Origin of the sequence: Microbaculum marinisediminis (genome assembly GCF_025397915.1) — a bacterium.
In the GTDB taxonomy this organism is placed as follows: Bacteria; Pseudomonadota; Alphaproteobacteria; order Rhizobiales; family Tepidamorphaceae; genus Microbaculum; species Microbaculum marinisediminis.
This window is the reverse complement of the sequence record NZ_JALIDZ010000003.1, coordinates 131,605-157,465: the sequence shown is the minus strand read 5'-3', so window position 1 is coordinate 157,465 and position 25,861 is coordinate 131,605. Positions and strand designations below refer to the sequence as shown.

At 66.0% G+C, this 25,861-nt stretch carries 23 protein-coding genes; 2 read left to right on the top strand and 21 right to left on the bottom strand.

What is annotated here, in order from left to right; translation table 11 throughout:
• Nucleotides 1–79: 79 nt before the first annotated feature.
• Entirely contained in the window at nucleotides 80–1,258 is a 1,179-nt protein-coding gene (locus MUB46_RS06840) for a pyridoxal phosphate-dependent aminotransferase (protein ID WP_261615139.1), read from the top strand.
• On the opposite strand, the gene MUB46_RS06835 is transcribed toward MUB46_RS06840, so the two are convergent.
• From MUB46_RS06835 to ureC, 10 genes are all read right to left on the bottom strand, one after another.
• Nucleotides 1,255–2,379, bottom strand: coding sequence for an ABC transporter ATP-binding protein (locus tag MUB46_RS06835; protein WP_261615138.1), 1,125 nt, complete (start codon nucleotides 2,377–2,379; stop codon nucleotides 1,255–1,257). The two genes, MUB46_RS06840 and MUB46_RS06835, sit on opposite strands and share 4 nt — an antisense overlap.
• Nucleotides 2,379–3,047, bottom strand: a complete 669-nt coding sequence (gene modB, locus MUB46_RS06830) for a molybdate ABC transporter permease subunit (RefSeq protein WP_261615137.1) — start codon at nucleotides 3,045–3,047, stop codon at nucleotides 2,379–2,381. The genes MUB46_RS06835 and modB overlap by 1 nt, the downstream gene beginning before the upstream one ends.
• Before the next feature lie 18 nt (nucleotides 3,048–3,065).
• Nucleotides 3,066–3,881, bottom strand: coding sequence for a molybdate ABC transporter substrate-binding protein (modA, locus tag MUB46_RS06825; protein ID WP_261615136.1), 816 nt, complete (start codon nucleotides 3,879–3,881; stop codon nucleotides 3,066–3,068).
• A 67-nt stretch (nucleotides 3,882–3,948) separates the two neighbouring features.
• Nucleotides 3,949–4,314: a winged helix-turn-helix domain-containing protein gene (locus MUB46_RS06820; protein WP_261615135.1), complete on the bottom strand. Its 366-nt coding sequence runs from the start codon at nucleotides 4,312–4,314 to the stop codon at nucleotides 3,949–3,951.
• 49 nt (nucleotides 4,315–4,363) lie between these two features.
• Entirely contained in the window at nucleotides 4,364–7,072 is a 2,709-nt protein-coding gene (locus MUB46_RS06815; protein ID WP_261615134.1) for an HAD-IC family P-type ATPase, read from the bottom strand.
• A 93-nt stretch (nucleotides 7,073–7,165) separates the two neighbouring features.
• On the bottom strand, nucleotides 7,166–7,744 hold the full coding sequence (locus MUB46_RS06810) for a HupE/UreJ family protein (protein WP_261615133.1): 579 nt from the start codon (nucleotides 7,742–7,744) through the stop codon (nucleotides 7,166–7,168).
• Nucleotides 7,745–7,768: 24 nt separating this feature from the next.
• Nucleotides 7,769–8,431, bottom strand: a complete 663-nt coding sequence (gene ureG / locus MUB46_RS06805; RefSeq protein WP_261615132.1) for an urease accessory protein UreG — start codon at nucleotides 8,429–8,431, stop codon at nucleotides 7,769–7,771.
• Nucleotides 8,428–9,129: an urease accessory protein UreF gene (locus MUB46_RS06800; protein WP_261615536.1), complete on the bottom strand. Its 702-nt coding sequence runs from the start codon at nucleotides 9,127–9,129 to the stop codon at nucleotides 8,428–8,430. The genes ureG and MUB46_RS06800 overlap by 4 nt, the downstream gene beginning before the upstream one ends.
• Entirely contained in the window at nucleotides 9,107–9,601 is a 495-nt protein-coding gene (gene ureE, locus MUB46_RS06795) for an urease accessory protein UreE (RefSeq protein ID WP_261615131.1), read from the bottom strand. Before ureE ends, MUB46_RS06800 begins: the two co-directional genes overlap by 23 nt.
• A gap of 8 nt (nucleotides 9,602–9,609) precedes the next feature.
• Nucleotides 9,610–11,316, bottom strand: a complete 1,707-nt coding sequence (ureC, locus tag MUB46_RS06790) for an urease subunit alpha (RefSeq protein WP_261615130.1) — start codon at nucleotides 11,314–11,316, stop codon at nucleotides 9,610–9,612.
• A 220-nt stretch (nucleotides 11,317–11,536) separates the two neighbouring features.
• Between ureC and MUB46_RS06785 the strand changes: the two genes are divergently transcribed.
• Nucleotides 11,537–12,391: a cytochrome c family protein gene (locus MUB46_RS06785; RefSeq protein ID WP_261615129.1), complete on the top strand. Its 855-nt coding sequence runs from the start codon at nucleotides 11,537–11,539 to the stop codon at nucleotides 12,389–12,391.
• Nucleotides 12,392–12,477: 86 nt separating this feature from the next.
• On the opposite strand, the gene MUB46_RS06780 is transcribed toward MUB46_RS06785, so the two are convergent.
• The 11 genes from MUB46_RS06780 to MUB46_RS06730 all read right to left on the bottom strand — a co-directional run bounded on the left by MUB46_RS06780 (nucleotide 12,478) and on the right by MUB46_RS06730 (nucleotide 25,781).
• Nucleotides 12,478–12,882, bottom strand: coding sequence for a lysozyme inhibitor LprI family protein (locus MUB46_RS06780; RefSeq protein WP_261615128.1), 405 nt, complete (start codon nucleotides 12,880–12,882; stop codon nucleotides 12,478–12,480).
• 26 nt (nucleotides 12,883–12,908) lie between these two features.
• On the bottom strand, nucleotides 12,909–13,532 hold the full coding sequence (locus MUB46_RS06775) for an urease subunit beta (RefSeq protein ID WP_261615127.1): 624 nt from the start codon (nucleotides 13,530–13,532) through the stop codon (nucleotides 12,909–12,911).
• A gap of 19 nt (nucleotides 13,533–13,551) precedes the next feature.
• Nucleotides 13,552–14,322, bottom strand: a complete 771-nt coding sequence (locus MUB46_RS06770; protein WP_261615126.1) for an urease accessory protein UreD — start codon at nucleotides 14,320–14,322, stop codon at nucleotides 13,552–13,554.
• Between the two features lie 61 nt (nucleotides 14,323–14,383).
• The gene (gene urtE, locus MUB46_RS06765; protein WP_261615125.1) at nucleotides 14,384–15,082 is read right to left on the bottom strand and encodes an urea ABC transporter ATP-binding subunit UrtE; all 699 of its coding nucleotides are present in this window, start codon (nucleotides 15,080–15,082) and stop codon (nucleotides 14,384–14,386) included.
• A 4-nt stretch (nucleotides 15,083–15,086) separates the two neighbouring features.
• Entirely contained in the window at nucleotides 15,087–15,839 is a 753-nt protein-coding gene (urtD, locus tag MUB46_RS06760; RefSeq protein ID WP_261615124.1) for an urea ABC transporter ATP-binding protein UrtD, read from the bottom strand.
• A gap of 9 nt (nucleotides 15,840–15,848) precedes the next feature.
• Complete coding sequence (urtC, locus tag MUB46_RS06755) at nucleotides 15,849–17,030, bottom strand: urea ABC transporter permease subunit UrtC (RefSeq protein ID WP_261615123.1); 1,182 nt, start codon at nucleotides 17,028–17,030, stop codon at nucleotides 15,849–15,851.
• On the bottom strand, nucleotides 17,027–18,646 hold the full coding sequence (gene urtB, locus MUB46_RS06750) for an urea ABC transporter permease subunit UrtB (protein WP_261615122.1): 1,620 nt from the start codon (nucleotides 18,644–18,646) through the stop codon (nucleotides 17,027–17,029). Before urtB ends, urtC begins: the two co-directional genes overlap by 4 nt.
• Before the next feature lie 123 nt (nucleotides 18,647–18,769).
• Complete coding sequence (urtA, locus tag MUB46_RS06745; RefSeq protein WP_261615535.1) at nucleotides 18,770–20,008, bottom strand: urea ABC transporter substrate-binding protein; 1,239 nt, start codon at nucleotides 20,006–20,008, stop codon at nucleotides 18,770–18,772.
• A 380-nt stretch (nucleotides 20,009–20,388) separates the two neighbouring features.
• The gene (locus tag MUB46_RS06740) at nucleotides 20,389–23,499 is read right to left on the bottom strand and encodes an efflux RND transporter permease subunit (protein WP_261615121.1); all 3,111 of its coding nucleotides are present in this window, start codon (nucleotides 23,497–23,499) and stop codon (nucleotides 20,389–20,391) included.
• A gap of 18 nt (nucleotides 23,500–23,517) precedes the next feature.
• Nucleotides 23,518–24,636: an efflux RND transporter periplasmic adaptor subunit gene (locus tag MUB46_RS06735; protein ID WP_261615120.1), complete on the bottom strand. Its 1,119-nt coding sequence runs from the start codon at nucleotides 24,634–24,636 to the stop codon at nucleotides 23,518–23,520.
• Between the two features lie 236 nt (nucleotides 24,637–24,872).
• Nucleotides 24,873–25,781, bottom strand: a complete 909-nt coding sequence (locus MUB46_RS06730; protein ID WP_261615119.1) for a fatty acid desaturase — start codon at nucleotides 25,779–25,781, stop codon at nucleotides 24,873–24,875.
• Between the last annotated feature and the right edge of the window lie 80 nt (nucleotides 25,782–25,861).

Below are 25,861 nucleotides of genomic sequence, written 5' to 3'. Positions count from 1 at the left end.
GTTTCTCTACTCTGCCGGGGTTTGCAACGCGCTGATCGATGGCGTTAGCTAGCCCCGGCGCTAGAGGAGGACCGACCCCGTGCTCAAGACCGTCGCATCATTCGACCGTATAGGCGAAGAGAACGCGTTTGCCGTGCTGGCGCGAGCGACGACGCTCGCCGCTGCCGGCCGCGACATCATCAATCTAGGTATCGGACAGCCGGATTTCCGCACGCCCGACCATATCGTCGAGGCCGCGGTGAAGGCGTTGCGCGACGGTCATCACGGCTACACGCCGGCAACCGGCATCCTGCCGCTACGCGAGGCCGTGGCCGCGGACATCCACAAACGCCTGTCCGTCGAGGTCGACCCCGATCTGGTGCTGATCGTGCCGGGCGGAAAAGTGACCATGTTCATGGCGATCCTGATGTTCGGAGAGCCCGGCGCCGAGATCCTCTATCCCGACCCTGGCTTCCCCATCTATCGCTCGATGATCGAGTTCACCGGAGCGCGGCCGGTCCCGGTGCCGATCCGCGAAGAGAACGATTTCGCTTTTTCGGCCGAGGAGACCCTGGCGCTGATCACGCCCCGGACTCGGCTCCTGATTCTCAACAGCCCCGCCAATCCGACCGGTGGAGTCACGCCCAAGGAAGAGATCGACAAGCTCGTCGCGGGGCTTGCCCGCCATCCCGACGTCGCGGTGATGTCGGACGAGATCTACGGTCAGATGACCTATGACGGGCTGGAGCACCGCACCCTGCTCGCCTATCCCGACATTCGCGACCGGCTGATCCTGCTCGACGGCTGGTCCAAGACCTATGCCATGACCGGATGGCGCATGGGCTACTCGGTGTGGCCGAGAAAACTGCACGACTATGCCCGCAAGCTCGCCGTCAACTCCTATTCCTGCGTCAACGCCGCGGCCCAGTTCGCCGGCCTCGCCGCCCTCGAAGGCCCGCAGGACGCGGTCGCCGATATGGTCGCCGAATTCGACCGCCGCCGATCCGTGGTCGTCGAGGGACTGAACGGGCTGCCGGGCATCTCCTGCCGCACGCCGAAGGGCGCCTTCTACGCCTTCCCGAACATCAAGGAGACGGGCTGGCAGGCCAAGCCGCTTGCCTCGGCCCTGCTCGAGGATGCCGGCGTTGCCACCATCGGCGGCCCGGATTTCGGCGTCCATGGCGAGGGCTATATCCGCGTCTCCTACGCCAACTCGACAGAGAACATCCGCCGCGCCATCAACAGCATGGGCGAGTTCCTGACCGCCAAGGCGGCCTAGAGCCTTTCACCCGCCGGGGACGGATCCTCCGAGCGCGGCATCAGATGGATGCCCTCGGCCAGCAGCGAAACCGTGATGGCGGTGCCCGCATCAACGCTGTTGCGGCGGGCGACATGGGCGGGCACCGAGAAGTGCAGCGGCAGGTCCTCCGGCCCGTCGATCCGCATGGTCACGTGCACGGTCTGCCCGATCGCCAGCACAGTATCGACCAAGCCGGACACCGGGTTTTCGCGCTCCCCGCGCGAAGGCCGGTCACGCCGGTGCAGCACCACGAATCCATCTGGGATAACCCAAGCGACGCGGGCGCCGGCCGCGAAGCGCCGTTGCGCCGGGATCTCCAGGCGGTGACCTGCCCAATCGAGCACACAGCCGCTCTCGCCGCCTTCCAGAATGGTCGCCTCGAACACGTTCCGCAGATCGACGAGCCGCGCCACTTCCGGTGACGCCGGCCGTGTCGTGATCTCCTGCGGGGTCCCCGTCTGCAGGATGCGGCCGCGATGGAGGACGGCAATCCGATCGGCCAGCATCACCGCCTCGTCGAGATCGTGGGTGACCAGGATGACGGGCACGTCGAGACTGCGGCGCAGCTCGGCGATTTCGCGGTAGAGCCTCTTGCGGGTCGCCCGGTCGACGGCGGAGAACGGCTCGTCGAGCAGCAGCACTTTCGGATCGCGTGCCAGCGCCCGCGCCACCGCGACCCTCTGCTGCTGCCCGCCGGAGAGTTCGGCCGGCCGCCGCCCCTCGAGGCCGTCGAGATGAACCAGCGTCAGCAATTCGCGCGCCCGTGCGGAACGCCTTTCCGTGCCGACGTGATCGAGCGCCGCCTCGACATTGGCCTGCGCCGTCATGTGCGGGAACAGCGCGTAGCTCTGGAACACGAAGCCGACGGTGCGCCGATAGGCCGGCAAGGCCGTTCCCGCCGCGGTATCCAGCCAGGTTTCCTCGCCGACACCGACCCTGCCCTCGTCGGGTCGGTAGAGCCCGGCGATAACCCGCAGGATCGTCGACTTGCCGCTGCCCGACGGTCCGACCAACGCCAGAACCTCGCCGGGCGCGCACGAGAGGTCCGCGTCGAGCGGGATCGGCTTCGCCTGCCGGATATGCGCCTTGAGGTCGGGCATCAGCCGAGGCGCCGTCCGACACGCCGCGACAAGGCGATGGTCAAGGCGATGGTCACGAGCGACAGGGCAAGCAGGAAGGCGGACATCTGCGCCGCCGCGACGCCGTCGAAGGCCTGGACCCGATCGTAGATCGCGATGGCGATCGTGCGGGTCTCGCCGGGTATCGCGCCGCCGACCATCAGCACCACGCCGAACTCGCCGAGCGTGTGGGCGAAACTCAGAACCATCGCCGTGGCGATCCCCGGCCAGGCGAGCGGGATCTCGATGCGCCTGAGCGCCTTGAGCGGACTCATGCCGGAACAGGCTGCGGCCTCCCGCACCTCCGGCGGGATCGCCTCGAAGGCCCGCTGCATCGGCTGGATCGCGAACGGCAGGTTGACGATCACCGAGGCGACGAGCAGGCCCTCGAAGGTGAACACCAGCGAACCGCCGAACAGCGTTTCCCAGATCCGGCCAACCGGTGACGCCGCGCCGAAGGCGACCAGCAAGTAATACCCGAACACCGTCGGCGGCAGGATCAGCGGCAACGCCACCAGTGCCTCGACGATGCCCTTGCCGCGAAACTGCCGGTAGGCCAGCAGCCGCCCGACGACGATGCCGATCGGCAACAGGACCAGGACCGCGAAGAAGCCCAGGCGCAGCGACAGCCAGAGTGCGGTCCAGTCCATCTCCCCCTCGAGACCTCCTCAGTCCGGTTCCCCGGGCAGGGCGTAGCCGTACCTGCGGAATATCGCGCGGGCCGGCGGGCTCTGCACAAACGAATAGAAGCGCTCGGCGGTCGGTCCCGCATCTTTCAGAAGCGCCATTCGCTGGTTCAGCGGCGCATGCCAGTCCGCCGCGATCAGCGCGTGATCGGCGACCGGCATCACCTTGGGCGACAGGGCGAGCGAATAGGCGACGATGCCGCCCTGGGCGTTGCCCGAGGTGGCGAACAGGGCCGTCTGGCTGACGTTCTCGCCGAGCACCAGCTTCGGCTGGATCGGCTGCCACAGCCCCGCATGTTGCAGCGCTTGCTGCGCGGCCTGGCCGTAAGGGGCATGTTCCGGGTTGGCGATCGCGAAGCGGGTGAGCCGTCCATCGGCGATCGCGGCCTTGAGATCGTCCAGGCTCCCGTCGGCCTTCAGCGGCGAGCCTTTCGGAACGATGAGCACGATTCGGCCGCTGCCGTAGAGCAGCCCCTCGTCGCGGGTGAAGCCGTCGCGGGCAAGGTCGAGCACGTAGCGCTCGTCAGCGGAAAAGAACAGTTCGAACGGCGCCCCCTGGCGGATCTGCGCGGCGAAGTTCCCGGACGAGCCGAATGTCAGCCGCGGTTCGAGCCCCGTCTCGGCCGTGAACGCGTCTGCGATTTCCTCCATCGCTGCCTGCAGGTTGGCGGCGACCGCGATCGGCGGCGCGTCGTCCGCTTGGACCTGGCCGACCAACCCGGACAAGACGGTCAGGACGGACAGTACCCCGGCCGCAGCACCCAATACCCCCCGAAACAATGACGTCGTCCAACTCATGGCCATCCCCCATCGATATGTCTGATCAAATATATCGACCATCGGGCGGAGTTGCCAAGCGTTATATTCATTTGGACATATCGCTGATTTCTGCCCGCAGCGCGGCGATATCGGCCTCGACGGCCGCGCTTGCGGCCTGTTCCATCCGCCGATAGGCCTCGCGCACCCGCTCGCCGAGCGCCGTGAGCTGCGCCCCGCCGCCGCCGGCGCCGCCCTTGCCGGTTTCCACCAGAGGACCGGCGAACCAGCCGTTCATTTCGTTGACCAGCGACCAGGCCCGCTTGTAGCTCATCGTCATGCGTCGCCCGGCCGCCGATATCGAGCCGGTTTCGGCGATCGCCTCCAGCAGATCCGCCTTTCCGGGCCCTAGCGCGACGCCGGGCACGAGCACCACCCGCAGCCGAACGCCGGTTTTCTTGTTTCCCGCTTTCATGCCGCGATCATCGGCCCGCCGGTGCGCTTTGCCAAGCGCTCAAACCGCGTCAGGCCCACAGGACGCGGCGGGCGAGCAGTTTCTCGGTCTCGACGATCAGAAAGAGCCCGCCGGCCGCGCCGACGACCAGCCCCCAGTCGGAAAGGCTCAGGGATCTAGTGTCGAACATCGTCTGAAACAGCGGCACATAGGTGAACACAAGCTGCAAAACGACGACAGCGGCGACGGCCACAAGTACCGGCACACTGCCGAACAGGCCGCGCCTCGACAGGACGGACCGGCGGACAAACCGGCTGTTGAACAGATAGGCGGCCTCGAAGGCGACGATCACGTTGACCGCGAGACTGCGGGCATGGTCGAGCCCGTTGTCGCTCTCGACGTGAATAAACAGCGCGAAGACCGCGACCGTCATCAGCACGGAGACATAGGCCGTGCGCCAGATCAGATAGGCGCCGATAATCGGTTCCCCCGGCGGGCGCGGCGGACGCTTCATGATATCGGCCTCGGCCGGCTCGACGGCGAGCGCCAGCGCCAGGGTGACGGTCGTCACCATGTTGATCCACAGGATCTGGATCGGTGTGATCGGTAACGGCAACCCGACGAGGATCGCACCGATCACGATCATCGCCTCGCCGCCGTTGGTCGGCAGCATGAAGGCGATCGACTTGCGGATGTTCTCGTAGATGGTACGCCCCTGCTGCACCGCCTTGGCGATCGAGGCGAAGTTGTCGTCGGCGAGCACGATCTGCGCGGCTTCCTTAGCCGCCTCCGACCCCTTGATCCCCATCGCGACGCCGACGTCGGCGCGTTTCAGGGCCGGCGCGTCGTTGACGCCGTCGCCGGTCATCGCGACGATCTCGCCCTTGTTCTGCAGCGCCTCTACGAGACGCAACTTGTGCTCGGGACTGGTACGCGCGAACACGTCGATCTCGGCTGCCCGCTGGGCGAGTTCGCCCGGTGCGAGAAGGTCGAAATCGCGGCCGGTCATCACCTCGTCCGTCGACAGGCCGAACCGCCCCGCGATCGCCCGCGCGGTCTCCGGATGGTCGCCGGTGATCATCTTGATGCGGATGCCGGCGGCGCGGCAGTCGGCCACCGCGGATATCGCTTCCGGCCGCGGCGGATCGGCAAGACCGATCAGCCCGAGCATGGTCAGCCCCTCCTCGAGGTCGCCGAATTCCATGTCCGTCAGGCTCGCGGGTACAGCCCGGCAGGCAACCGCTATCACGCGTTCCCCGGCGGCCGTCATGTCCTCCAGTCGGCGATGCCACATCGCCAGGTCGATGCGCTCGTCACGAACCCTGTCGCGCTGCCGGTCGCAAAGGGCGAGCAGGCGCTCCGGGGCCCCCTTCACGTAGATGACGCCGCCATCGTCGACGCGGTGCAGCGTCGCCATCAGCTGGGACTCGGATTCGAACGGGATCGTGTCGAGCCGCGGCATGACTGCGCTGTCTTCGTCGCGGTCTATTCCCACTTTCGCGGCAAAGGCGAGCAGTGCGCCTTCCATCGGATCGCCCTCGACGTGCCAGTCGCCGTTATGATCGCGACGCAACCGGGCGTCCGAGCACAGGCCGGAGGCGCGCGCGAGCTCAACGAGAGCGGGTTCCGCCGCCCCATCGACCGGCCCGTTCTCGACCAGGACGCCGCCATCCGGCGTGTAGCCGGTTCCGGTGATCCGATAGAGCGTATCGTCCGTCGCGACTTCCTCGACGACCATGTCGTTGCGGGTCAGCGTCCCTGTCTTGTCGGAGCAGATCACGGTGACAGACCCGAGCGCCTCGACGGCCGGCAAGCGCCGCACGATCGCGTGGCGCCGCGCCATCCGCTCGACACCGAAGGCGAGCGCGATCGTCAGGATTGCGGGCAGTTCTTCGGGGATGGCGGCAACCGCGAGACCAACGGCGGCCAGGAACATGTCGCCCATCGGAAACCGATCGACGAGCACGCCCCAGGCGAACACCGCCGCCGACGCGACAAGCACGACGGCCGCCAATCCCTGGCCGAATCGAGCGACGCGCCTGAGCAGCGGCGTCGTCACCGTGCCAATGCCCTCGATCAGCGTGCCGATCCGGCCGATTTCGGTGAGCGGTCCGGTTTCCACCACGACACCCGAGGCGTGACCACGGGTCACCAGCGTGCCGAAGAAGGCAAGATCGGCCCGGTCGCCGATCGCCGCATCGTGCCCGACCGTCGCGACCTGCTTTCCCACGGGCAGCGATTCACCGGTCAGCACCGCCTCGTCGATCTCCAGGCCCTTCACGTGCAGCAGCCGAAGATCCGCGGGAACGCGATCGCCCGGTTCCAGCAGCACGACGTCCCCGGGCACCAGTTCGGCCGCATCGAGCGTCAGGCGCCGCCCGTCGCGCAGCACCGCGGCCTGCGGCGACAGCATCTTGCGGATCGCCTCAAGGGCCGCCTCGGCGCGCCCCTCCTGAACGAAGCCGATCACCGCGTTGACCACCACCACGGCGACGATCACCACGGCATCGACGTAGTGGCCGATCGACACCGTGATCGCCGCCGCGGCGATCAGCAGATAGACGAGGACATTGTGAAAATGGGCGAGAAAGCGCAGCCAGGCGGGACGGCGTGGCGCTTCCGGCAGCAGGTTGGGACCAAAACGGCGCAGCCGCGCGGCCGCATCCCGCGCGCTGAGGCCGGTATGCTCGGTTTGCAGACGCTCAAGCGCATCTCGCGTCGAAAGCGCGTGCCAGGCGATGAAATCGCCCGTCCGCGATTTGCCGTTGCCCGTTGCCACGTCCTTGCCTTGCCTGCCCGTATCGCTACCCGGTCAGATCGACACGCCCAAGCGTCTATGACGCTATCCGATGCGCATCTCAAGGCAGTCGGGTCAGCCGACGGCGAGTGCCGCTCCCGCGAAGGCAACGCCCGCTCCGAGACTGCGCACGAGCACTGACGATACACGGAAGCGCGCAGGTACGATGGTGATTGCGGCCCCGACGCCAAGAAGGATTGCGGTCGCCAGCGCGAATCCCGCCAGATAGTCGAAGCCCGCCGCGGTCTCGGGGATTTCCGTGCCGTGCGCATGGCCGTGGAACATCGCGAAACCGCCGACCACCAGCGCCCCGAGCCAGACCGGCGCCCGGGCGGCCAGCGCAACCGCCGCGCCCACCGCGATTACCGAGGCGAGGATCGCCGGCTCGACGAACGACAACGGCACATCGGTCATGCCCATGACCCCGCCGGCAATCATCACGCCGACAAATGCGGCCGGCCATACCCAATGCGCCGAACCACCGACGAGCCCGGCCCAGAGCCCGACACCGACCATCGCGAGCAAGTGGTCGGGGCCGAGTAGCGGATGGGCGAAGCCCAACGCGAACCCGGACGTCGCGCCGGCCCCGACATGGGCGAGCGCCGGCGTCGCGGCGAGCAAAGCCAGAACGAAAGCGAGTCTTCCAGTCATCATCCTGCTGATCATTGGTGTCCCCTTTCAACGCGAGGCGGCGACAGCCGTGGTTTCGTCCTCTCCGACGGCCGGCTTCAACCCGCCGGCTGCCTCGATGAAGTCGATGATGGTCGGAAGCCCCTCGCCGGTTTTCAGGTTCGTGAAGACAAAGGGCCGTTCACCGCGCATCCGTTTCGTGTCCGAATCCATCACCTCGAGCGACGCCCCGACCAGCGGCGCCAGGTCGATCTTGTTGATGACCAGGAGATCGGATCGGGTGATCCCGGGCCCGCCCTTTCGCGGGATCTTCTCGCCGGCGGCGACATCGATCACGTAGATCGTGATATCGGCCAGCTCGGGCGAGAACGTTGCCGCCAGATTGTCGCCGCCCGACTCGATCAGCACGAGGTCGAGATCGGGAAACCGGCCACGCATTTCGGCGACAGCGGCGAGATTGATCGAGGCATCCTCGCGGATCGCCGTATGCGGGCAACCACCCGTCTCCACCCCGAGGATGCGCTCGACGGGCAACGCGCCGGCACGGGTCAGGATCAGCGCGTCTTCCTTGGTGTAGATGTCGTTGGTGATCGCGGCGATGTCGTAGGTGCCACGCATCGCTTTGCACAGCGCCTCCATCAGCGCCGTCTTGCCCGAGCCGACCGGTCCGCCGATGCCTACTCTCAAGGGTCCGTGGGGAGAGTTCGTCATGTCCTGAACAGCCTCGTGTACTGGGTTTCGTGTCGCATCGACGCGATGTCGGCGAAAAAAACGCAGCCGCCGAGATCTTCGAGGGTCGCCGTCTCCGCCTCCGCCGCGACCTCTGCGACGACGGGCTCGAGAGCGGCCGTTACCTTCTGCCCGTCGGTCTGGCCGAGCGGTATCAGCCGGACGCCCGCCGAGACGATGTTCGCCGCGAAGGCGTGCAGATAGGCGACGAGGGAGGCGTCGAGCGGGATACCGTGCCGCCCGGCCGCGATACCGACCGCGACCGGATACGCGAGATCGCCATCCGGCGACGGCGCGCCGGCCGCAGGCCACGCCGCTTCGGTGGCAAGCACGAACGCCTTTCCCTGAGACAGGGTCTCGACGGCGCGCTCCTTCGATGGCGACAACGCCGCCGCGAGCTCGGCGATCTCGTCCAGCCGCCGCCTGTCGCCCGCGATCATCGCCCGCCAGGTCGCGGCAAACAGGATCGCATCCTGCCGGCCGGCGCCAAAGCGGAGGATCTGCCCGACCCAGGCCTCAAGGCTTGCCGCGTCGACGACATCGCCGGTCTCGACAGCCCATTCGAGGCCGTGGCTGTGCGAGAAGGCGCCCACGGGAAAGGACGGGGAGAGCCAGGCCATCAGCCGGTAGAGAGCCGCGGGGTCGAGGACCTGCCGGTCAACCATCGCCGTCACCGTCATGATAATGATGCGCGTGCGCATGATCGTGCTCATGATCGTGCGCGCCGTGCGCATAGGCGCCGCCTTCCGGATCGAACGGCGCACGAACCGCGTGCACCCGGCCGCCGAGCCCTTCGATCATCTCGGCGATCACGTGATCGGGGCGGATCAGGATCCGGTCGGCCTCGATCGCCGCGGGCAGATGCCGGTTGCCGATATGCCAGGCGAGTCGCATCAGGTGGTGGGCGTCGGTCGCGGTGATCTCCATGAGGTCTTCGTCCGCCGCACGGACGATGACGACGCGGCCATCCTCCAGTTCGAGCCCGTCGCCGTCCCTGAGCGCCACCGCTTCGGGCAGGTCGAGCAGGAACCCCGTCCCCTTGGCGCCGGTCAGCGCGATACGGCGGCGGAAGCGGCTGTCGTGATCGAGCGTCACCGTATCGACGGCCGCCGCGTAGCCGCCTTTCGGAAGAACTTTCAGGGCGCGCAGCATCACCATCCTCAGAACAGGAAATACATCTGCGCCATCGGCAGCACCTCCGCCGGCGGACAGGTCAGCAATTCGCCGTCGGCCCGCACCTCGTAGGTCTCCGGATTGACGTCGATGCGCGGCGTCGCCGCGTTGTGGATCATGCTCGCCTTGGAAATGGCGCGTGTCCCGGCGACGGGAACCAGCGTCTTCGCCACGCCGAGCCTGTTCGACAGACCCGCATCGACGGCAGCCTGCGACACGAAGGTCACCGAGCTCGTCGTCAGCGACTTGCCGCAGGCGGCGAACATCGGGCGGTAGTGAACCGGCTCGGGCGTCGGGATCGAGGCGTTCGGATCACCCATGGGCGCCGCCACGATCGAGCCGCCGAGCAACACCATCTCCGGCTTCACGCCGAAGAAGGCCGGGGACCACAACACCAGATCGGCGCGCTTGCCGACCTCCACCGAGCCGATATGCGCCGACATGCCGTGCGCGATCGCCGGGTTGATCGTATACTTGGCGACATAGCGCCTGACCCGGGCATTGTCGTTGTCGCCGGTTTCCTCGGCCAGGCGACCGCGCTGCACCTTCATCTTGTGCGCCGTCTGCCAGGTGCGGATCACCACCTCGCCGACCCGGCCCATCGCCTGGCTGTCGGAGGCGATGATCGAGAAGGCGCCCATGTCGTGCAGGATATCCTCCGCCGCGATCGTCTCCTTGCGGATGCGGCTCTCGGCAAACGCCACGTCCTCGGGGATCGACGGATCGAGATGATGGCAGACCATCAGCATGTCGAGATGCTCGTCGACCGTGTTCCGCGTGTAGGGCCGTGTCGGGTTGGTCGATGACGGCAGGACGTTGGAAAGCCCGCACACCCTGATGATGTCCGGCGCGTGACCGCCGCCCGCACCCTCGGTATGGAAGGCGTGGATCGTGCGGTCCTTGAAGGCCCGGATCGTGTTCTCGACGAAGCCCGACTCGTTCAGCGTGTCGGTGTGGATCATCACCTGCACGTCGTAGTCGTCGGCGACCGACAGGCAGCAGTCAATCGCGGCGGGCGTCGTGCCCCAGTCCTCGTGCAGCTTCAGCGAACAGGCGCCGCCGAGAATCTGCTCGACGAGCGCCTGCGGCCGCGACGCGTTGCCCTTGCAGGACAGGCCGATATTCATCGGCAGTCCGTCGCAGGCCTCGATCATCCGGCCGATGTGCCAGGGTCCCGGCGTACAGGTCGTCGCCAGCGTCCCGTGCGCCGGACCGGTTCCACCGCCGAGCATGGTGGTGACGCCCGAATAGAGCGCCTCGTCGACCTGCTGCGGGCAGATGAAATGGATATGCGCGTCGAACCCGCCAGCGGTCAGGATCTTGCCCTCGCCCGCGATGGCCTCGGTGCCCGGCCCCACGACGATGTCGACACCCGGCTGGATGTCGGGGTTTCCGGCCTTGCCGATGCCGACGATGCGACCGCCCCTGAGCCCGACATCGGCCTTGACGATCCCCCAGTGGTCGACGATCAGCGCATTGGTGATCACCGTGTCGACCGCGCCGTCCTCGCGCGTCACCTGGCTCTGACCCATGCCGTCGCGGATGACCTTGCCGCCGCCGAACTTCACCTCCTCGCCGTAGGTCGTGAAATCCGTCTCGACCTCGATCCAGAGATCCGTGTCGGCGAGCCGCAGCCTGTCGCCGACGGTAGGGCCGAACATGTGGGCATAGTCCTTGCGGGACATCCTAGCCATTGCGCCGAACTCCTGCGTTCCGAGCGGCGCAAATCCTTCGATTGTTTGGTGCCGGAGATGTTTGCCCCGGAGATTTGCGCCCCAGCAAATTAGGCACGGCCCTTTCCCCTGAAATCGTCCTGAAACGATCCGGACCTAAACGGGCAGCCCGCCGGCCTTGGCATCGGCATCGCGACGCGACGGCGTCGGGGACGGCGCTCGTACCGTTGGAGAAAAGACCTTGAAAACAATCCGGATTCTGATCTCGGCAGGCGTCATCGCCTGGTTCGTTAGTCCCACCGAAGCGGAGACGCCGCTCGAACGGGGCACCTACCTGATGAACGGCCCCGCCGCCTGCGCCAATTGCCATTCGCCGATCAAGCCCGACGGCACCCCCGTTCCCGGCAAGGAGCTGTCCGGCCGGCTCGTCGAGGACAACGAAGCCTTCACCGCCTACGGATCCAACCTGACCCCCGACGAAGAAACCGGGATCGGCGCCTGGACGGACGAACAGATCATCACGGCGATCCGCGAGGGTAAGCGTCCGGATGGCACCATCATCGGCCCGCCGATGCCGATCGGCCTCTATCGTGGCATTTCCGACGAGGATGCCGGGGCAATCGTCGCCTATCTGCGCGCGCTGCCGCCGGTGAAGAACGCCGTGCCGAAATCCACCTACCGAATTCCGCTGCCCCCGAGCTATGGCCCGCCGGTCGGCGAAGTCGCGAGCCCGGAACCGGGCGCAACCGCCGAGTACGGCGCCTATCTCGCCGGCCCCATCGCCCATTGCATGGAGTGCCACACGCCGATAGGGCCGCAGGGACCCGACTTCGCCAATCGTCTCGGCGCCGGCGGCTTCGCGTTCCATGGCGCCTGGGGCGTCTCGGTCAGCTCCAACCTGACGCCGCATGAAGACGGCATCGCCGGCTACAGTGACGAGGAACTCGTCGCGATGATAACCACCGGCACGCGTCCCGACGGCACCCGGATGATGCCGCCGATGGGCTATGGCTACTACGCCAACACCAAGCCGGACGACCTCAAGGCGATCATCGCCTACCTGCGCACGCTTCCCGCCCAGCCCGATCCGCAATAGTGCGGGTTCCAACCTGCCAGGCCCGGATTGGCGAAACCGGGCCTGGACGGACTTGCCAAGAGTGGACGGACGCGGGACCGGCACGTTCAGTTCCCCATGCCCTCGACCAGAATGGTCAGGTCGCCGATGCGCTGGCGCGTCAGACGTTCCAGACATTCGTTGATGACGAGCCCCAGCATCGAACCGCCGCTGACCAGGTAGCCTTCCGCCTGACAGGCGTCATCGCGGTAGGGGATCCAATTGCGCTGCGCGGTCTTCAGGGCGGCGGCCGCGCCGCGCTGATCCTCCGGCAGGTAGCCGTCGATCTCCTTCATCGCCGCCATGGCCGCCTTGTAGATGTCGTTCAGCTCCGCGTCGGCGGCGAGGAAGGATTGCTCGGCGCAGTAGTTGAGCTCGATCTGTACCTGCGGATCGGTGCAATCGATCTTGTCATCCTCGGCCACGGCAGCGAGGGGCAGCATGACAAGAAATGTCGCGAGGCTCAGTTTCATTCGATGTTTCTCCCTTTGTCGCGCGCCTAGAGCGCGCCCATGATTTTCTGGTTGAAGCCGTAGACTATACGCGCGCCGGAAAGCCGGACGAGCGTCACCTCGCGGGTCTGGCCGGGTTCGAAGCGCACCGCCGTGCCGGCGGGAATATCCAGCCGGAAGCCGCGTGCTGCTTCGCGGTCGAAGTCGAGCGCTTCGTTGGCCTCGTGGAAATGGTAGTGACTGCCGACCTGTACCGGACGGTCACCGGTATTGGCGACCGTCAGCGTCACGGTCTCGCGGCCGGCATTGAGCGCGATGTCCCCGTCTGCCGGCTCCAGCACGCCGGGCACCACCGCCACCTCGGCCGCGCCACGAACCGGCTGATGCACGGTGACGAGCTTGGTACCGTCCGGAAACGTCGCCTCGACCTGCACCTCGTCGATCATGTCGGCGACACCGGGCATCACCTGCTCAGCCGAGACGACGTGCGCGCCGGCTTCCATGAGATCGGCGACCGAGCGACCGTCGCGCGCGCCCTCGACGATGAAGTCGGAGATGAGGGCCATCGTTTCGGGGTAGTTTAGCCTCACTCCGCGCTCGAGCCGTTTGCGTGCGACCATCGCCGCCATGGCGACGAGGAGCTTGTCTTTTTCTCTCGGCGTCAGTTTCACGCCCCGCCTCCCTCGGTTTCTAGATGGACCAGGCGCGCGGCAGCCGGATGGCCGTCGCGTTGCAGAGTTTGATGATGGACTGCCGCAGGGCCATGCCATCGTCGGCGACCAGTCGCACGGCCAGCATGCCATCCCAGCCACTCGCCCCGCCGGTCGCCGGGCAATCCTCGAGTGCCGCGCGTGCCGGCGCGACCCGCGCCTCGGCATTCGTCGCCAGCACCAGGAGGGAGGCGAACGCCCGCTTTCCGCCGAGCGTGGCCCTGCCGTCGGTTCCCCGGTTCCCGTGGATCGTCGTATTGTCGGCATAGACGAGCGTGCCACGGCGGCGAATACGCCAGCGATCCGCAATCAGGCCGTCGCGCACGCTCTCGCCATGCGCGGCGCGGCCAAGGATGACGGCTTCGCACAATACGGCTTCCGCATCGTCCTCCATGATCACGTCGAGCCGACGTTCGTAACGTCCGCCGTCGAACAGAATTGTTTCGTGCGGCAGCCAGGCAAGCCGTGCACCGGCAGCGAGCGTCAGGGAGACGTCGAAACGGCCCTCGCCACCGGACGACCGGTAGATTTTCTCGGCAGCCTGCGAGGTCAGCGTCAATGCGGCACCCGCATCGAGCTCGGCCTCGGCGCGGAAGCGGTCCCCGCCCGTGATGCCACCGGCCGTGTTGAGGAGGACGGCCTCCGGAACCTCGGTATCGGATTGACGGGGGAACCGAACCTTGAGCGAGCCGCTCTGATAGCAACGGTCGAGCCGGCTGCGCCCAGCGGCGTTGGCGATACGAACGCGCACGGCCCCCTCGGCGCGCTCCAGACCGGCAGGCGCTAGCGCCCTTCCGACGGGCGCGGCGTTCTCAGACGGTGAGACGGCGGCGTACATCGTCTTCGACCATCTCTTCCCGCGTCCCGGCCAGAACGATCTCCCCGCGGTCCATGACCGCGAAACGATCGGCGAGGTCGCGGGCAAAATCGAAATACTGCTCGACCAGCAGAATTGCCATGTCGCCCTTGTCGCGAAGATAAGCGATTGCCCGGCCGATGTCCTTGATGATCGAAGGCTGGATGCCTTCGGTCGGTTCGTCGAGCACGAGCAGTCTCGGCCGCGTCACCAGCGCCCGGGCGATCGCCAGTTGCTGCTGCTGGCCGCCCGACAGGTCGCCGCCGCGCCGCCGCTGCATGCTCTTCAGCACAGGAAACAGCTCGAACACCTCGTCGGGCACGGCCCGTTTCACGCCCCGGCCAAGCGCGGCGAAGCCGGTTTCCAGGTTCTCCCGGACGGTGAGCAGCGGAAAGATCTCGCGTCCCTGCGGCACATAGGCGATCCCGCGCTTTGCGCGATCGTAGGGGCGCAGGGCCTTCACGTCGCCGCCCTCCCAGACGATCGCGCCGGCGCTGACCGGATGCTGGCCGACGATCGCCTTCAGCAGCGACGTCTTGCCGACTCCGTTACGCCCGAGCAGGCAGGTCACCCGGCCCGGCTCGGCCGGCAGCGAGACATCCCGCAGCGCCTGGGCGGCGCCATAGTGCAGATCGACATGTTCGACGTTCAGCATCGCTCTAGCGTCCCAGGTATACTTCGACGACGCGCGGATTGGCGGACACGTGATCGAGCGAGCCCTCCGCCAGCACCGAGCCCTCGTGCAGCACCGTGACCTTGACGCCGAGGTCGCGCACGAAGGCCATGTCGTGCTCGACGACGACGACCGACTTGGTCTTGGCGATCTCCTTCAGGAGGATCGCCGTCTGCTCGGTCTCCGCGTCGGTCATGCCGGCCGCCGGCTCGTCGACAAGCAACAGTTTCGGCGCCTGAGCGAGCAACATGCCGATCTCCAGCCACTGCTTCTGACCGTGGCTCAGGTTGGCGGCCACCTCGCTGCTTTTCTCGGTCAGGCGGATCGTCTGCAGCAACGCGTCGATGCGCGCGCGCTCTTCGACGTCGGTACGGTGGACCAGCGTCGCGAACGGCCCGCGCGGCGCCTTCAGGGCAAGCTCCAGATTATCCCAAACCGTGTGGCTCTCGAACACGGTCGGGCGCTGGAACTTCCGCCCGATGCCGAGCTCCGCGATATCGGTCTCGTCGAGATGCGTCAGGTCGGTATCGCCCTGGAACAGCACGATGCCCTCGTCCGGCCGCGTCTTGCCGGTGATGACGTCCATCATGGTGGTCTTGCCGGCACCGTTGGGGCCGATGATCGCCCGCATCTCGCCCGCCTCGATGACGAGCGACAGGTCGTTCAGCGCCCTGAACCCGTCGAACGACACGCTGACACCATCGAGATAGAGAAGCGGAGAGGTCGTAGGCTGGGTCATACCGCGCTCCTATTCCGCCGCCTGCGGCTTGCCGGCGAGCGTATTGGTGTCGACGCCCGCTTCGGCATCCCCCGAAGCCTCGCGCAGATCCGCCGCTGAGGGCGCCGCAGCGCGCCGGTAGGTCATGGCCTGCACAACCGCTCCGACGATGCCCCTGGGCAGGAACAGCGTCACCGCGACGAACAGGCCGCCGAGCGCGAACAACCAGAGGTCGGGCAGCGCGCCGGTGAAGTAGGTCTTGGCGTAGTTGACCAGCACCGCGCCGATCACCGGCCCCACCAGCGTGCCGCGCCCGCCGACGGCGACCCAGATGACAACCTCGATCGAGTTCGCGGGGGCGAATTCGCTCGGGTTGATGATGCCGACCTGCGGCACGTAGAGCGCGCCTGCGACGCCGGCGAGTACCGCCGACAGGGTCCAGACGAACAGCTTGTAGTGTTCCACCCGGTAGCCAAGGAACCGGGTGCGGCTTTCCGCGTCGCGTACGCCCACCAACACCTTGCCGAATTTCGAGGACACGACCGCACGGCAAATCACGAAGCCTATGGCGAGCGCGATCGCCGATGCCGCAAACAGCGCCGCCCGGGTCTCGTCGGCCTGTATGTTGAAGCCGAGGATGTCCTTGAAGTCGGTGAGGCCGTTATTGCCGCCGAACCCCATGTCGTTTCGGAAGAAGGCAAGCAGCAGAGCGTAGGTCATCGCCTGGGTGATGATCGACAGGTAGACGCCGGTCACGCGCGAGCGGAAGGCGAACCAGCCGAACACGAAGGCGAGTATGCCCGGCACCAGCGCGACCATCACCATCGCGAACACGAAGCTGTCGAAGCCGTACCAGTACCAGGGCAGCTCCTGCCAGTTCAGGAACACCATGAAGTCCGGCAGGTCCGGATTGCCGTAGACGCCGCGGCTGCCGATCTGGCGCATCAGGTACATCCCCATCGCGTAGCCGCCGAGCGCGAAGAAGGCGCCGTGGCCGAGCGACAGGATGCCGGCGAATCCCCAGATCAGATCGACCGACAGCGCCAGCAGCGCAAAGGTCAGATACTTGCCGAACAGCGTCACCACGTAGGTCGGCACGTGGAAGGGGCTCGACGGCGGCAGGCCGAGGTTCAGCGCCGGCACCAGTACGGCGAGCGCCAGCAGGATCGCGAGGAAGGTCGCCGAATAGCGGTTGAACCCCCTGAGGATCATGCTTCGACCGCCCGGCCCTTCAGCGCGAACAGGCCGCGCGGGCGCTTCTGTATGAACAGGATGATGAAGACGAGCACCAGGATCTTGCCCAGCACCGCGCCGGCATAGGGCTCGAGGAACTTGTTGACGACGCCGAGCGTCATCGCGCCGACGAGCGTGCCCCACAGGTTGCCGACGCCGCCGAACACCACGACCATGAACGAGTCGATGATGTAGCCCTGCCCGAGATTGGGGCTGACATTGTCGATCTGGCTGAGCGCCACGCCGGCGATGCCGGCGATCCCCGAGCCCAGTCCGAAGGTGAACGCGTCGACCCAGGGCGTACGGATGCCCATCGAGCCGGCCATCGGCCGATTCTGCGTCACCGCACGCATCCTCAGCCCGAAAGATGTGCGTTTCAGCGCGATCACCAGCAGCGCGAAGACGGCGAGCGCGAACAGCACGATGACAAGCCGGTTCCAGGTTATCGACAGTCCGCCGATATCGAAGGCGCCCGACATCCACGACGGCGCGCCGACCTGCCGGTTGGTCGGCCCGAAGATCGTGCGCACGGCCTGCTGCAGGATCAGCGACAGTCCCCAGGTGGCAAGCAGCGTTTCGAGCGGCCGCCCGTAGAGGAAGCGGATGATGCCCCGCTCGATCGCGATCCCGATCAGTCCGGCGACCAGGAAGGCAAGCGGCAGGGCGATGACGACGGAGGCGTCGAACAGGCCCGGCGCATGATTGCGGATCACCTCTTGGACGACGAAGGTCACGTAGGCGCCGATCATCACCATCTCGCCGTGCGCCATGTTGATGACGCCCATCACGCCGAAGGTGATGGCAAGACCGATCGCGGCAAGCAGCAAGACGGAGCCGAGCGAGAGGCCGTACCAGACGTTCTGGACCGCATCCCACAGGGCCAGGATCTGGTCGACATCGCCGACAGCCTGTTCGGCCGCGGCCTTCACGGCGCCCTCGCTGTTGGCAGCGACCGCCGTGAGCAGGCTCAGTGCGTCACGGTCGCCGCGCGCGGCAACGGTATCGATGGCGGCGATCATCGCGGCATCGTCGGTGTCCGAGGACAGGACGATCGCGGCGCGGGCCTGCTCCATCGTGGCGCGGACCGCGGCGTCGCTCTCGGCCTCGATGGCGCCGTCGAGCACCGCCGCCATATCCGGGTCGGGTGAATTGAACAGCGTCTCGGCGGCGGACGCCCGTGTCGCCGCATCGGGCGAGCGAAGCGTCAGGCCGGCGAGCGAACCGCGAATGACGCGGCGCAGGTTGTTGTTGACGCGGATCTTGTCCACCGCCGAGCGGCCTGCCGTACCCGCATCCTCGCCGGTCAACGGATCGGTCAGCGTGTAGTCGCTGCCCGCGCGTTCGGCGACGAAAACCCGTTTGTCGGACTTTCGGACGTAGAGATCGCCCTCGCCGAGAGCCTCCAGCACCGGCGCCACCGCCGGATCGCCGGTCGCGCCGAGCACCGCGATCGCACGCTCGGTCTCGTCGAAACCGCCCACTCCGAGCGCATCGACGAGGCCACGCAGGTCCTGGGCGACCGCTGGCAGAGCCAAAACGCTCAGGACAAGCGCAAGGACGGCAGCAAGACGTCTGAGGACAGGCAGGACAGACATTTGTTGTCCGGAATGCTTGGGTTCTGGATGACCGGCTCGATTGCCAGGAGAAGCCGTCGCCGGCCGGATTTGGCGTTGGCCGCGACCGGCCGGCGACGTCCCCTCTGGTAGCTCTTCAGGCGATCAGGAGCCCTGGCCGCCGCACTTGCCGGATGCCACGTTGAAGTTCCCGCAGGACATCGGCGCGCGCCAATCGGAGATCAGGTCCTTGGAGCCCTCGAGATAGTCCGACCAGGCATCGCCCGGCACGAGGCCCGAGGTTTCCCAGACGGTCTCGAACTGGCCGTCGTCCTGGATCTCGCCGATCAGCACGGGCTTGGTGATGTGGTGGTTCGGCATCATCGCCGAGTAGCCGCCGGTCAGGTTCGGCACGGCGACGCCGATCATGGCATCGATCACCGCATCCGGATCGGTGGTGCCGGCCTTCTCGACCGCCTTAACCCACATGTTGAAGCCGATGTAGTGGGCTTCCATCGGGTCGTTGGTGACGCGGTCCGCGTTCTTGATGAACTCATGCCAGGCGGCGATGAAGTCCTCGTTCTCCGCCGTGTCGGCGCTCATGAAGTAGTTCCAGGCCGCAAGGTGGCCGACGAGCGGCGCGGTATCGAGACCGGCTAGCTCCTCCTCGCCAACGGAGAACGCCACGACCGGAATGTCCTCGGCCTTGATGCCCTGGTTGCCCAGTTCCTTGTAGAACGGCACGTTGGCATCGCCGTTTATGGTGGAGACCACCGCCGTCTTCTTGCCGGCCGAGCCGAACGCCTTGATCTCGGAGACGATCGACTGCCAGTCGGAGTGACCGAACGGCGTGTAGTTGATCAGGATGTCCTCGGCGGCGACGCCTTTTGACTTCAGGTACGCCTCCAGGATCTTGTTGGTGGTGCGCGGGTAGACGTAGTCGGTGCCCGCCAGCACCCAGCGCTCGACGCCTTCGACGTCCATCAGATAGTCGACGGCGGGGATCGCCTGCTGGTTCGGGGCAGCCCCCGTGTAGAACACGTTCTTGGAGGATTCCTCGCCCTCGTACTGCACCGGATAGAACAGGATGCCGTTCAGCTCCTCGAACACCGGCAGAACCGACTTGCGGCTGACCGACGTCCAGCAGCCGAACACCGCCGCCACCTTGTCCTGGGTTATCAGCTCGCGCGCCTTCTCGGCGAACAACGGCCAGTCGGAAGCCGGGTCGACAACGACCGCTTCCAGCTTCTTGCCGAGAAGACCGCCCTTCTTGTTCTGCTCCTCCACGAGCATCAGCATGGCATCCTTCAGGGTCGTCTCGGATATCGCCATCGTCCCCGACAGCGAATGCAGAATGCCGACCTTGATGGTGTCCTCTTGTGCAAGCGCCGGTGCGCCCGTCATCGATAGCGCGACCGCCGCAGCCCCCAGTACCACACTCGCGCCTGTCCAGATCCTCGACATGTGACAACTCCCCTCTCTGAGCGGCGGCCGAACAGTCGGCCACCGTGATGCTGCATCGCAAAAGCCGGGCCAAGTCGATGCAGCACCGCGGAGCGGTTCATAAGAGATTGAAAAATCGAGGATTTCGGAGAAGCCAGAAAAATTATCCGGCTTTTGGCACTGCAAAAGAAATCAGCGCCGCCGAGCGCCGCGCGATTATTTCGTGTGCACAATGATGGCTGCCGAAAAAATAGCCACACGCGGAAACCGCACGGCAAGCGCCCTCCCGGTCACCGGGGAACGATCGCGGAAACCGTGGGGGCGCACGGAACGGCGGCGGTTCAGGACGCGCCGCCCTCCGGCGTGGCCTCAGCGGCCTCCATATCCCTGATCGCCTGCTCTTCCGCCGCCAGTCGCTCGCGCGTACCGGCCCGGTCCGTCGCCAGGAAGGTGTAGATCACCGGCAGCACGAACAGCGTGAACAGGGTGCCAATCAGCAGCCCGGCGACAATCACCACCGCGATCGAGAAGCGGCTCGCCGCACCGGCACCGGCGGCGAACAGGAGCGGCAGCAGCCCGGCGACCATCGCCGCGGTCGTCATCAGGATCGGGCGCAGCCGCAGTTCGGCGGCATGCTGCACCGCCTCCGCACGCGACTGGCCGAACTGCTCCTGCTGCTCGCGCGCAACCTCGCAGATCAGGATCCCGTGCTTGGTGATCAGGCCGATCAGCGTCACCAGTCCGATCTGACTGTAGATGTTCAACGAGGCGACGCCGAGCGCCAACGGTATCAGCGCGCCGACGATCGACAGCGGGACCGACACCAGGATCACCAGCGGATCGCGCAGGCTCTCGTATTGGGCGGCGAGCACCAGATAGATCACGACCAGCGCGAAGACGAACACGAGATAGAGCGCGCTGCCTTCCTGGATGTATTGGCGCGAGGTGCCGGCATAGTCGACGGAGAAGCCGTCCGGCAGCGAGCGGGCCGCCTCCTGCTGGAGAAATTCAAGCGCGACGCCCGGCGTCAGGCCGATCATCGGAACCGCGTTGATCGTCGCGGCGTTGAGCTGGTTGAACCGGTTGAGGCTGATCGGCGCGACTTCCTGATCGATCTCGACGAGGCTCGACAGCGGAACCATGTCGCCGCTCGCGGTCTTCACGTAATACCCGCCGAGCTGCTCGGGGATGAGCCGGTCCGCACGCGGAACCTGCGGTATCACCTGGTAGGAGCGGCCACCGAGATTGATGAGGTTGACGTAGTTGCCACCGGTCATCATCGCCAGCGTCGCGCCGATGTCGCGCATGCTGACGCCGATCGCGCCGGCCTTGTCGCGGTCGATCTTGATGATCGTCTGCGGCGTATCGAACTTCAGGTCCGTATCCAGGAACAGGAACATGCCGCTCTCGCGGGCGGCCTCGACGATGCGATCCGTCACCTGGAGAAGCTGCTCGTAGTCCGCCGTCGTCTGGACGACGAAGGAGACCGGGAAGCCCGCCCCGGAGGTCGGCAACGGCGGCGGCGAGAAGACCGAGGCCTTGATGCCGGGAATCTTGTTCAGGTTCTCCTGGATCACCGGCTGCATCTGCTGGGCGGTGCGCTCGCGCTCGCTCCACGGCACGAAGGTACCGATCCCGATCGCCGAACTGGCGGTGCTGCCGTCGAAACCGACGATATTGAAGGCCAGCTCCGTTTCCGGGAGGTCGGTAAAGGCCTCCGCAACGTCATCGGAGAACAGGTTCATGAAGTCGATGTTGGCGTAGCTCGGTCCGTTGTAGAGCGTGAACAGCGCGCCCTGGTCCTCGTCCGGCGCGAGTTCCTGCTGGATCGACGGAAACAGAACGCCGATCATACCGAACACGATGAGCGCGAACACGATCGTCGTCGGCCGGTCCCGCAGGGAGGCCCCGAGCGCCCGTCCGTAGCCGCGCTGCAGGCGGCCGAACACCTTGTCGATCTTCGCCGCGAAGCCGCCTTGGGCACTGTGCGTCAGGACCTTCGAGCACATCATCGGCGACAGCGTGAGCGCGACGATGCCCGACACCACCACGGCGCCGGCGAGCGTCAACGCGAACTCTCGGAACAGCGTGCCCGTCAATCCGCCGGTCAGCGCGATCGGCGCGTACACGGCCGCCAGCGTTATGGTCATCGAGATGACCGGGTTGGCGATTTCGCGCGTTCCCTTAATCGCCGCCTGGAACGGCGTGAGTCCTTCCTCGATATGGCGGTGGATATTCTCCAGAACCACGATGGCGTCGTCCACGACGAGGCCGATCGCGAGCACCATCGCAAGCAGCGACATCAGATTGATGGAGAAACCAAGCGCGTAGAGCGCCGTCATGACACCGATCAGCGACAGCGGGATGGTCACCATCGGTATGACGGTGGCACGGAAGGATCCGAGGAACAGGAAAATGACCACGATGACGATCAGCGCCGCCTCCGCGACCGTCTTTACCACCTCGAAGATGGATTCCTGAATGAACTCGGTGGCGTCGTAGGCGATCTCGAGATCGAGCCCTTCCGGGAGTTCGTTCTGGATTCGAGGCAGTTCCTTGCGGACGGCATCGATAACGGTGATCTCGTTGGCGTCCGAGGCGACCTGAATGCCAAGGAACACGGCCGACTTGCCACCGACGATCACCGCCGAGTCGGCGCTTTGCGACCCGAGGCCGATCGTCGCCACGTCTCCGAGCCGGACGATATCCGTACCGTTGTTGCGCACCACCAGCGCCCGGAAATCCTCGACGGTGGTCGCGTCCGTCTCAGCCCGGTTGGTGACGATGTCGTAGTAGCCCTTGGTGGCGCCGGCGGCCGACGAATAGTTGTTGGCCTGCAGGGCGGCCAGCACCTCGGCGGCCGACAGGTTGAACTGGGCGAGTTTCACCGGATCGAGCCACACCCGCATCGCGAAGGTGCGGTCGCCGAGGATCTCCGGCGAGGCGACGCCCGGGATGACCGACAGCTCGGGCTGCACCACGCGGCTCAGATATTCGGTGATCTGCTCCTCGTTCAGGATTGGCGAGGTAAAGGCGATATACATCGACGCGAACGTGCTGCCGGTCGCCTTCACCAAGACCGGATCGTTGATGTCGGAGGGCAGCTGCGCACGCACCTGGTTGACCTTCGCCGTCACGTCGGTCATCGCCGCGTTGGCGTCGTAGTTCAGGCGCACGTAGACCTGGATCACGCTGACGCTCTGCGCGCTCCTCGAGGTCAGGTAGTCGATGCCGTCCGCCGTTGCCACCGCCTTCTCGATCGGCTGCGTCACGAAGCCCTGCATGAGGTTCGCGTCCGCGCCGGGATAGGTGGTAGTGATGGTGATGACCGTGTTCTGCATCTCCGGGTACTGACGCACCTGGAGACTGAACACGGATTGCAGGCCGACCACGAAGATCAGCAGGCTGACGACGACGGCGAGGACCGGTCGGCGGATGAAGATATCGAACACCGTCTGTCTCCGTCCCCGCTAGTAGGGCTGTTGCGTCACGTCCGGCCGCGTCAGCGGTTCGGACGCCGCGTCGATCTGCATGCCTGGGGAAAGCTTGAGCTGGCCCGACGTCACCACCGTCTCGCCGGCCTCGACGCCCGTCTCGATGACGACCATGCCGTCGCGCCGGTCTCCAGCCTCGACAATGACGCGCTTGACGGTCGGATGGTCCGCACCTTCGGCCTTCGGCTCGACGACGTAGGCGAAGTCGCCGTAGAGATTGTAGCTCACCGCCGACTCCGGGATCACCACCACTTCGCGCTCGTCGGCGAGGTCTACCTGGACGCTTACGAACATACCGGGACGCAGGATTCCGTCGAGATTGGGAAGGCTGCCTTCCACCCGGACGACGCCCGTCGCGGGATCGACCTTCGGTTCGAGCGACGTGATCTCGCCGGTGAATGTCTTGCCGGGAACGACATCGGCGAAGACCTGTATCGTGCGACCGGGGACGACCTCGCGGACGTCGCGTTGGCCGACCGAGAATTCCACTCGCAGATTGGTCAGGTCCTGGAGATTGACGATCGCCGTGCCCGGCTGGATGTACTCGCCGACGTCGACCCGGCGGATACCGAGCTTTCCGTCGAACGGCGCCGTGATCGTCTTCTTGGAGATTTCCGCGTCGAGCGCGGCGACCCGCGCCTTCGCCGCCTGCATGGCGAACAGGTTCTCGTCGATCCGCGCCTGCGAGACGACGGCGCCCTCCTTCAGCGAGCTGACACGCTTGTAGTTCGCCTCCGTCAGCTGCGCGTCGGCCTCCGCCGCGTCTCGGTTGGCCTGCAGGATGTCGGAATCGAGGACGACCAGGGTCTGGCCGGCTTTCGCCTCCTGCCCGGATTTAAAGAGGATCTTCTGAATCTGGCCGGGAACCGCGGCCGTGACGTCGACGCCGTTGAACGCCCGCAAGGTGCCGACCGCCGGCACCGTCGTGCTCCACGTCTCCGCCTCCGCGTCTGCGACCGTGACGGTGACCACCGGCTTCGGCATGTTGGCGAAGAACTCGGCGATCTTCATGTTCTTGAACTGGATGAAGCCATAGACGCCGCCGAAAACGACGCCGGCCCCTACCAGCATCACCGCCATCCGTTTCCACCGCATGCGCCACTCCGGTCCACAAAAACGCACGCGGCCTTTCGCGGCCGCGTGACACAAAATCCGAGGCGCTTATTTATTGCACAGCAGCAAAAGCTGCCAGTCCCCCGCGGCGGCGTAATGTCACGGAAGCGTGATGAGCGGGCCTACGGTCAGAGGTTGGTTGCCGCAGAATCCCAGGCGTGGAGCGATGAGTCCTGCGTTTTTCGCATAGCACCCAGATCGTTCAACGCGACCACCGACTATCCGTCAGAGGCAATCGCTTCGCGAATATAACGCGCGTTGAAGGCCGCATAGCCCTCCGAGACGTTCTCCAACCTGTCCTTGAAGCGCGAATGAACCTCCGGCAGCGCATGGAACGGAATGCCCATGAACGCATGGTGCTCCGTGTGATAGGGCATGTTCCAGGCGACGAACCGGACAAATCGCGTCGTCAGCGTCGTGCGGGTGTTGACGAATGGATCGCCGATAAAGGCGCAGAGCCCGTGTTCGGCCAGGAGGTAGAGCCGCAGCGCGGGCTGACCGAGCAGCATCGGCACGATCCAGTACCAGAGCAACACGTCGGTTCCGAACGCCACCGATCCGACAGCCAGCGCGCAATAGAGAAGAAGGAACCAACGCGCCTCGGCAACGACGCGCGGTTTCAGTCCTTCGGACACGTAATGTTCAGGGACAACCCCGCGTGCGTGTGTAACGAGGCCCGCGATGGCACCGGCCCAGACCTTGAGCCCGCTGACATGCCACAGGTAGAGCGGCCATGTGTCGACGCGCTTGTGGTCGAGTTCCGGATCCTCACCGGGGATCTGCGTGTGTCGGTGATGGGCGAGATGAAAGGCACGAAACCAGGCCGGCGGCACCATGGTGACGAAGCCGGCAACATGGCAGACGGCAGCGTTCAGCCAAAGCGACGCAAAAGCGGTGCGGTGCATCGTCTCGTGCACGGCGCAGAACAGGAAGACCAGGAAAACGCCCTGAAGAAACATGGCCGGCACCATTAGCCAGCCACCAGACGTCGCGTAGATCAGTAGCGAGGAAAGCGCGATCAGCCCCACATGCCCTCCAAGGCGCAGGAGCCCCTTCGAATCGGACCGCGCCGAATGCGCCTTCAGAAAGCATTTGTCGCCGGGGTCAAGAACGACCGGCCCACCCATCTGAAACCTCCCAGCTTGATGTGCCCAAAGCTGGAATCTAGCGCCGCTATTCCGCCCCGGCAACGAAACACCGACAGGCG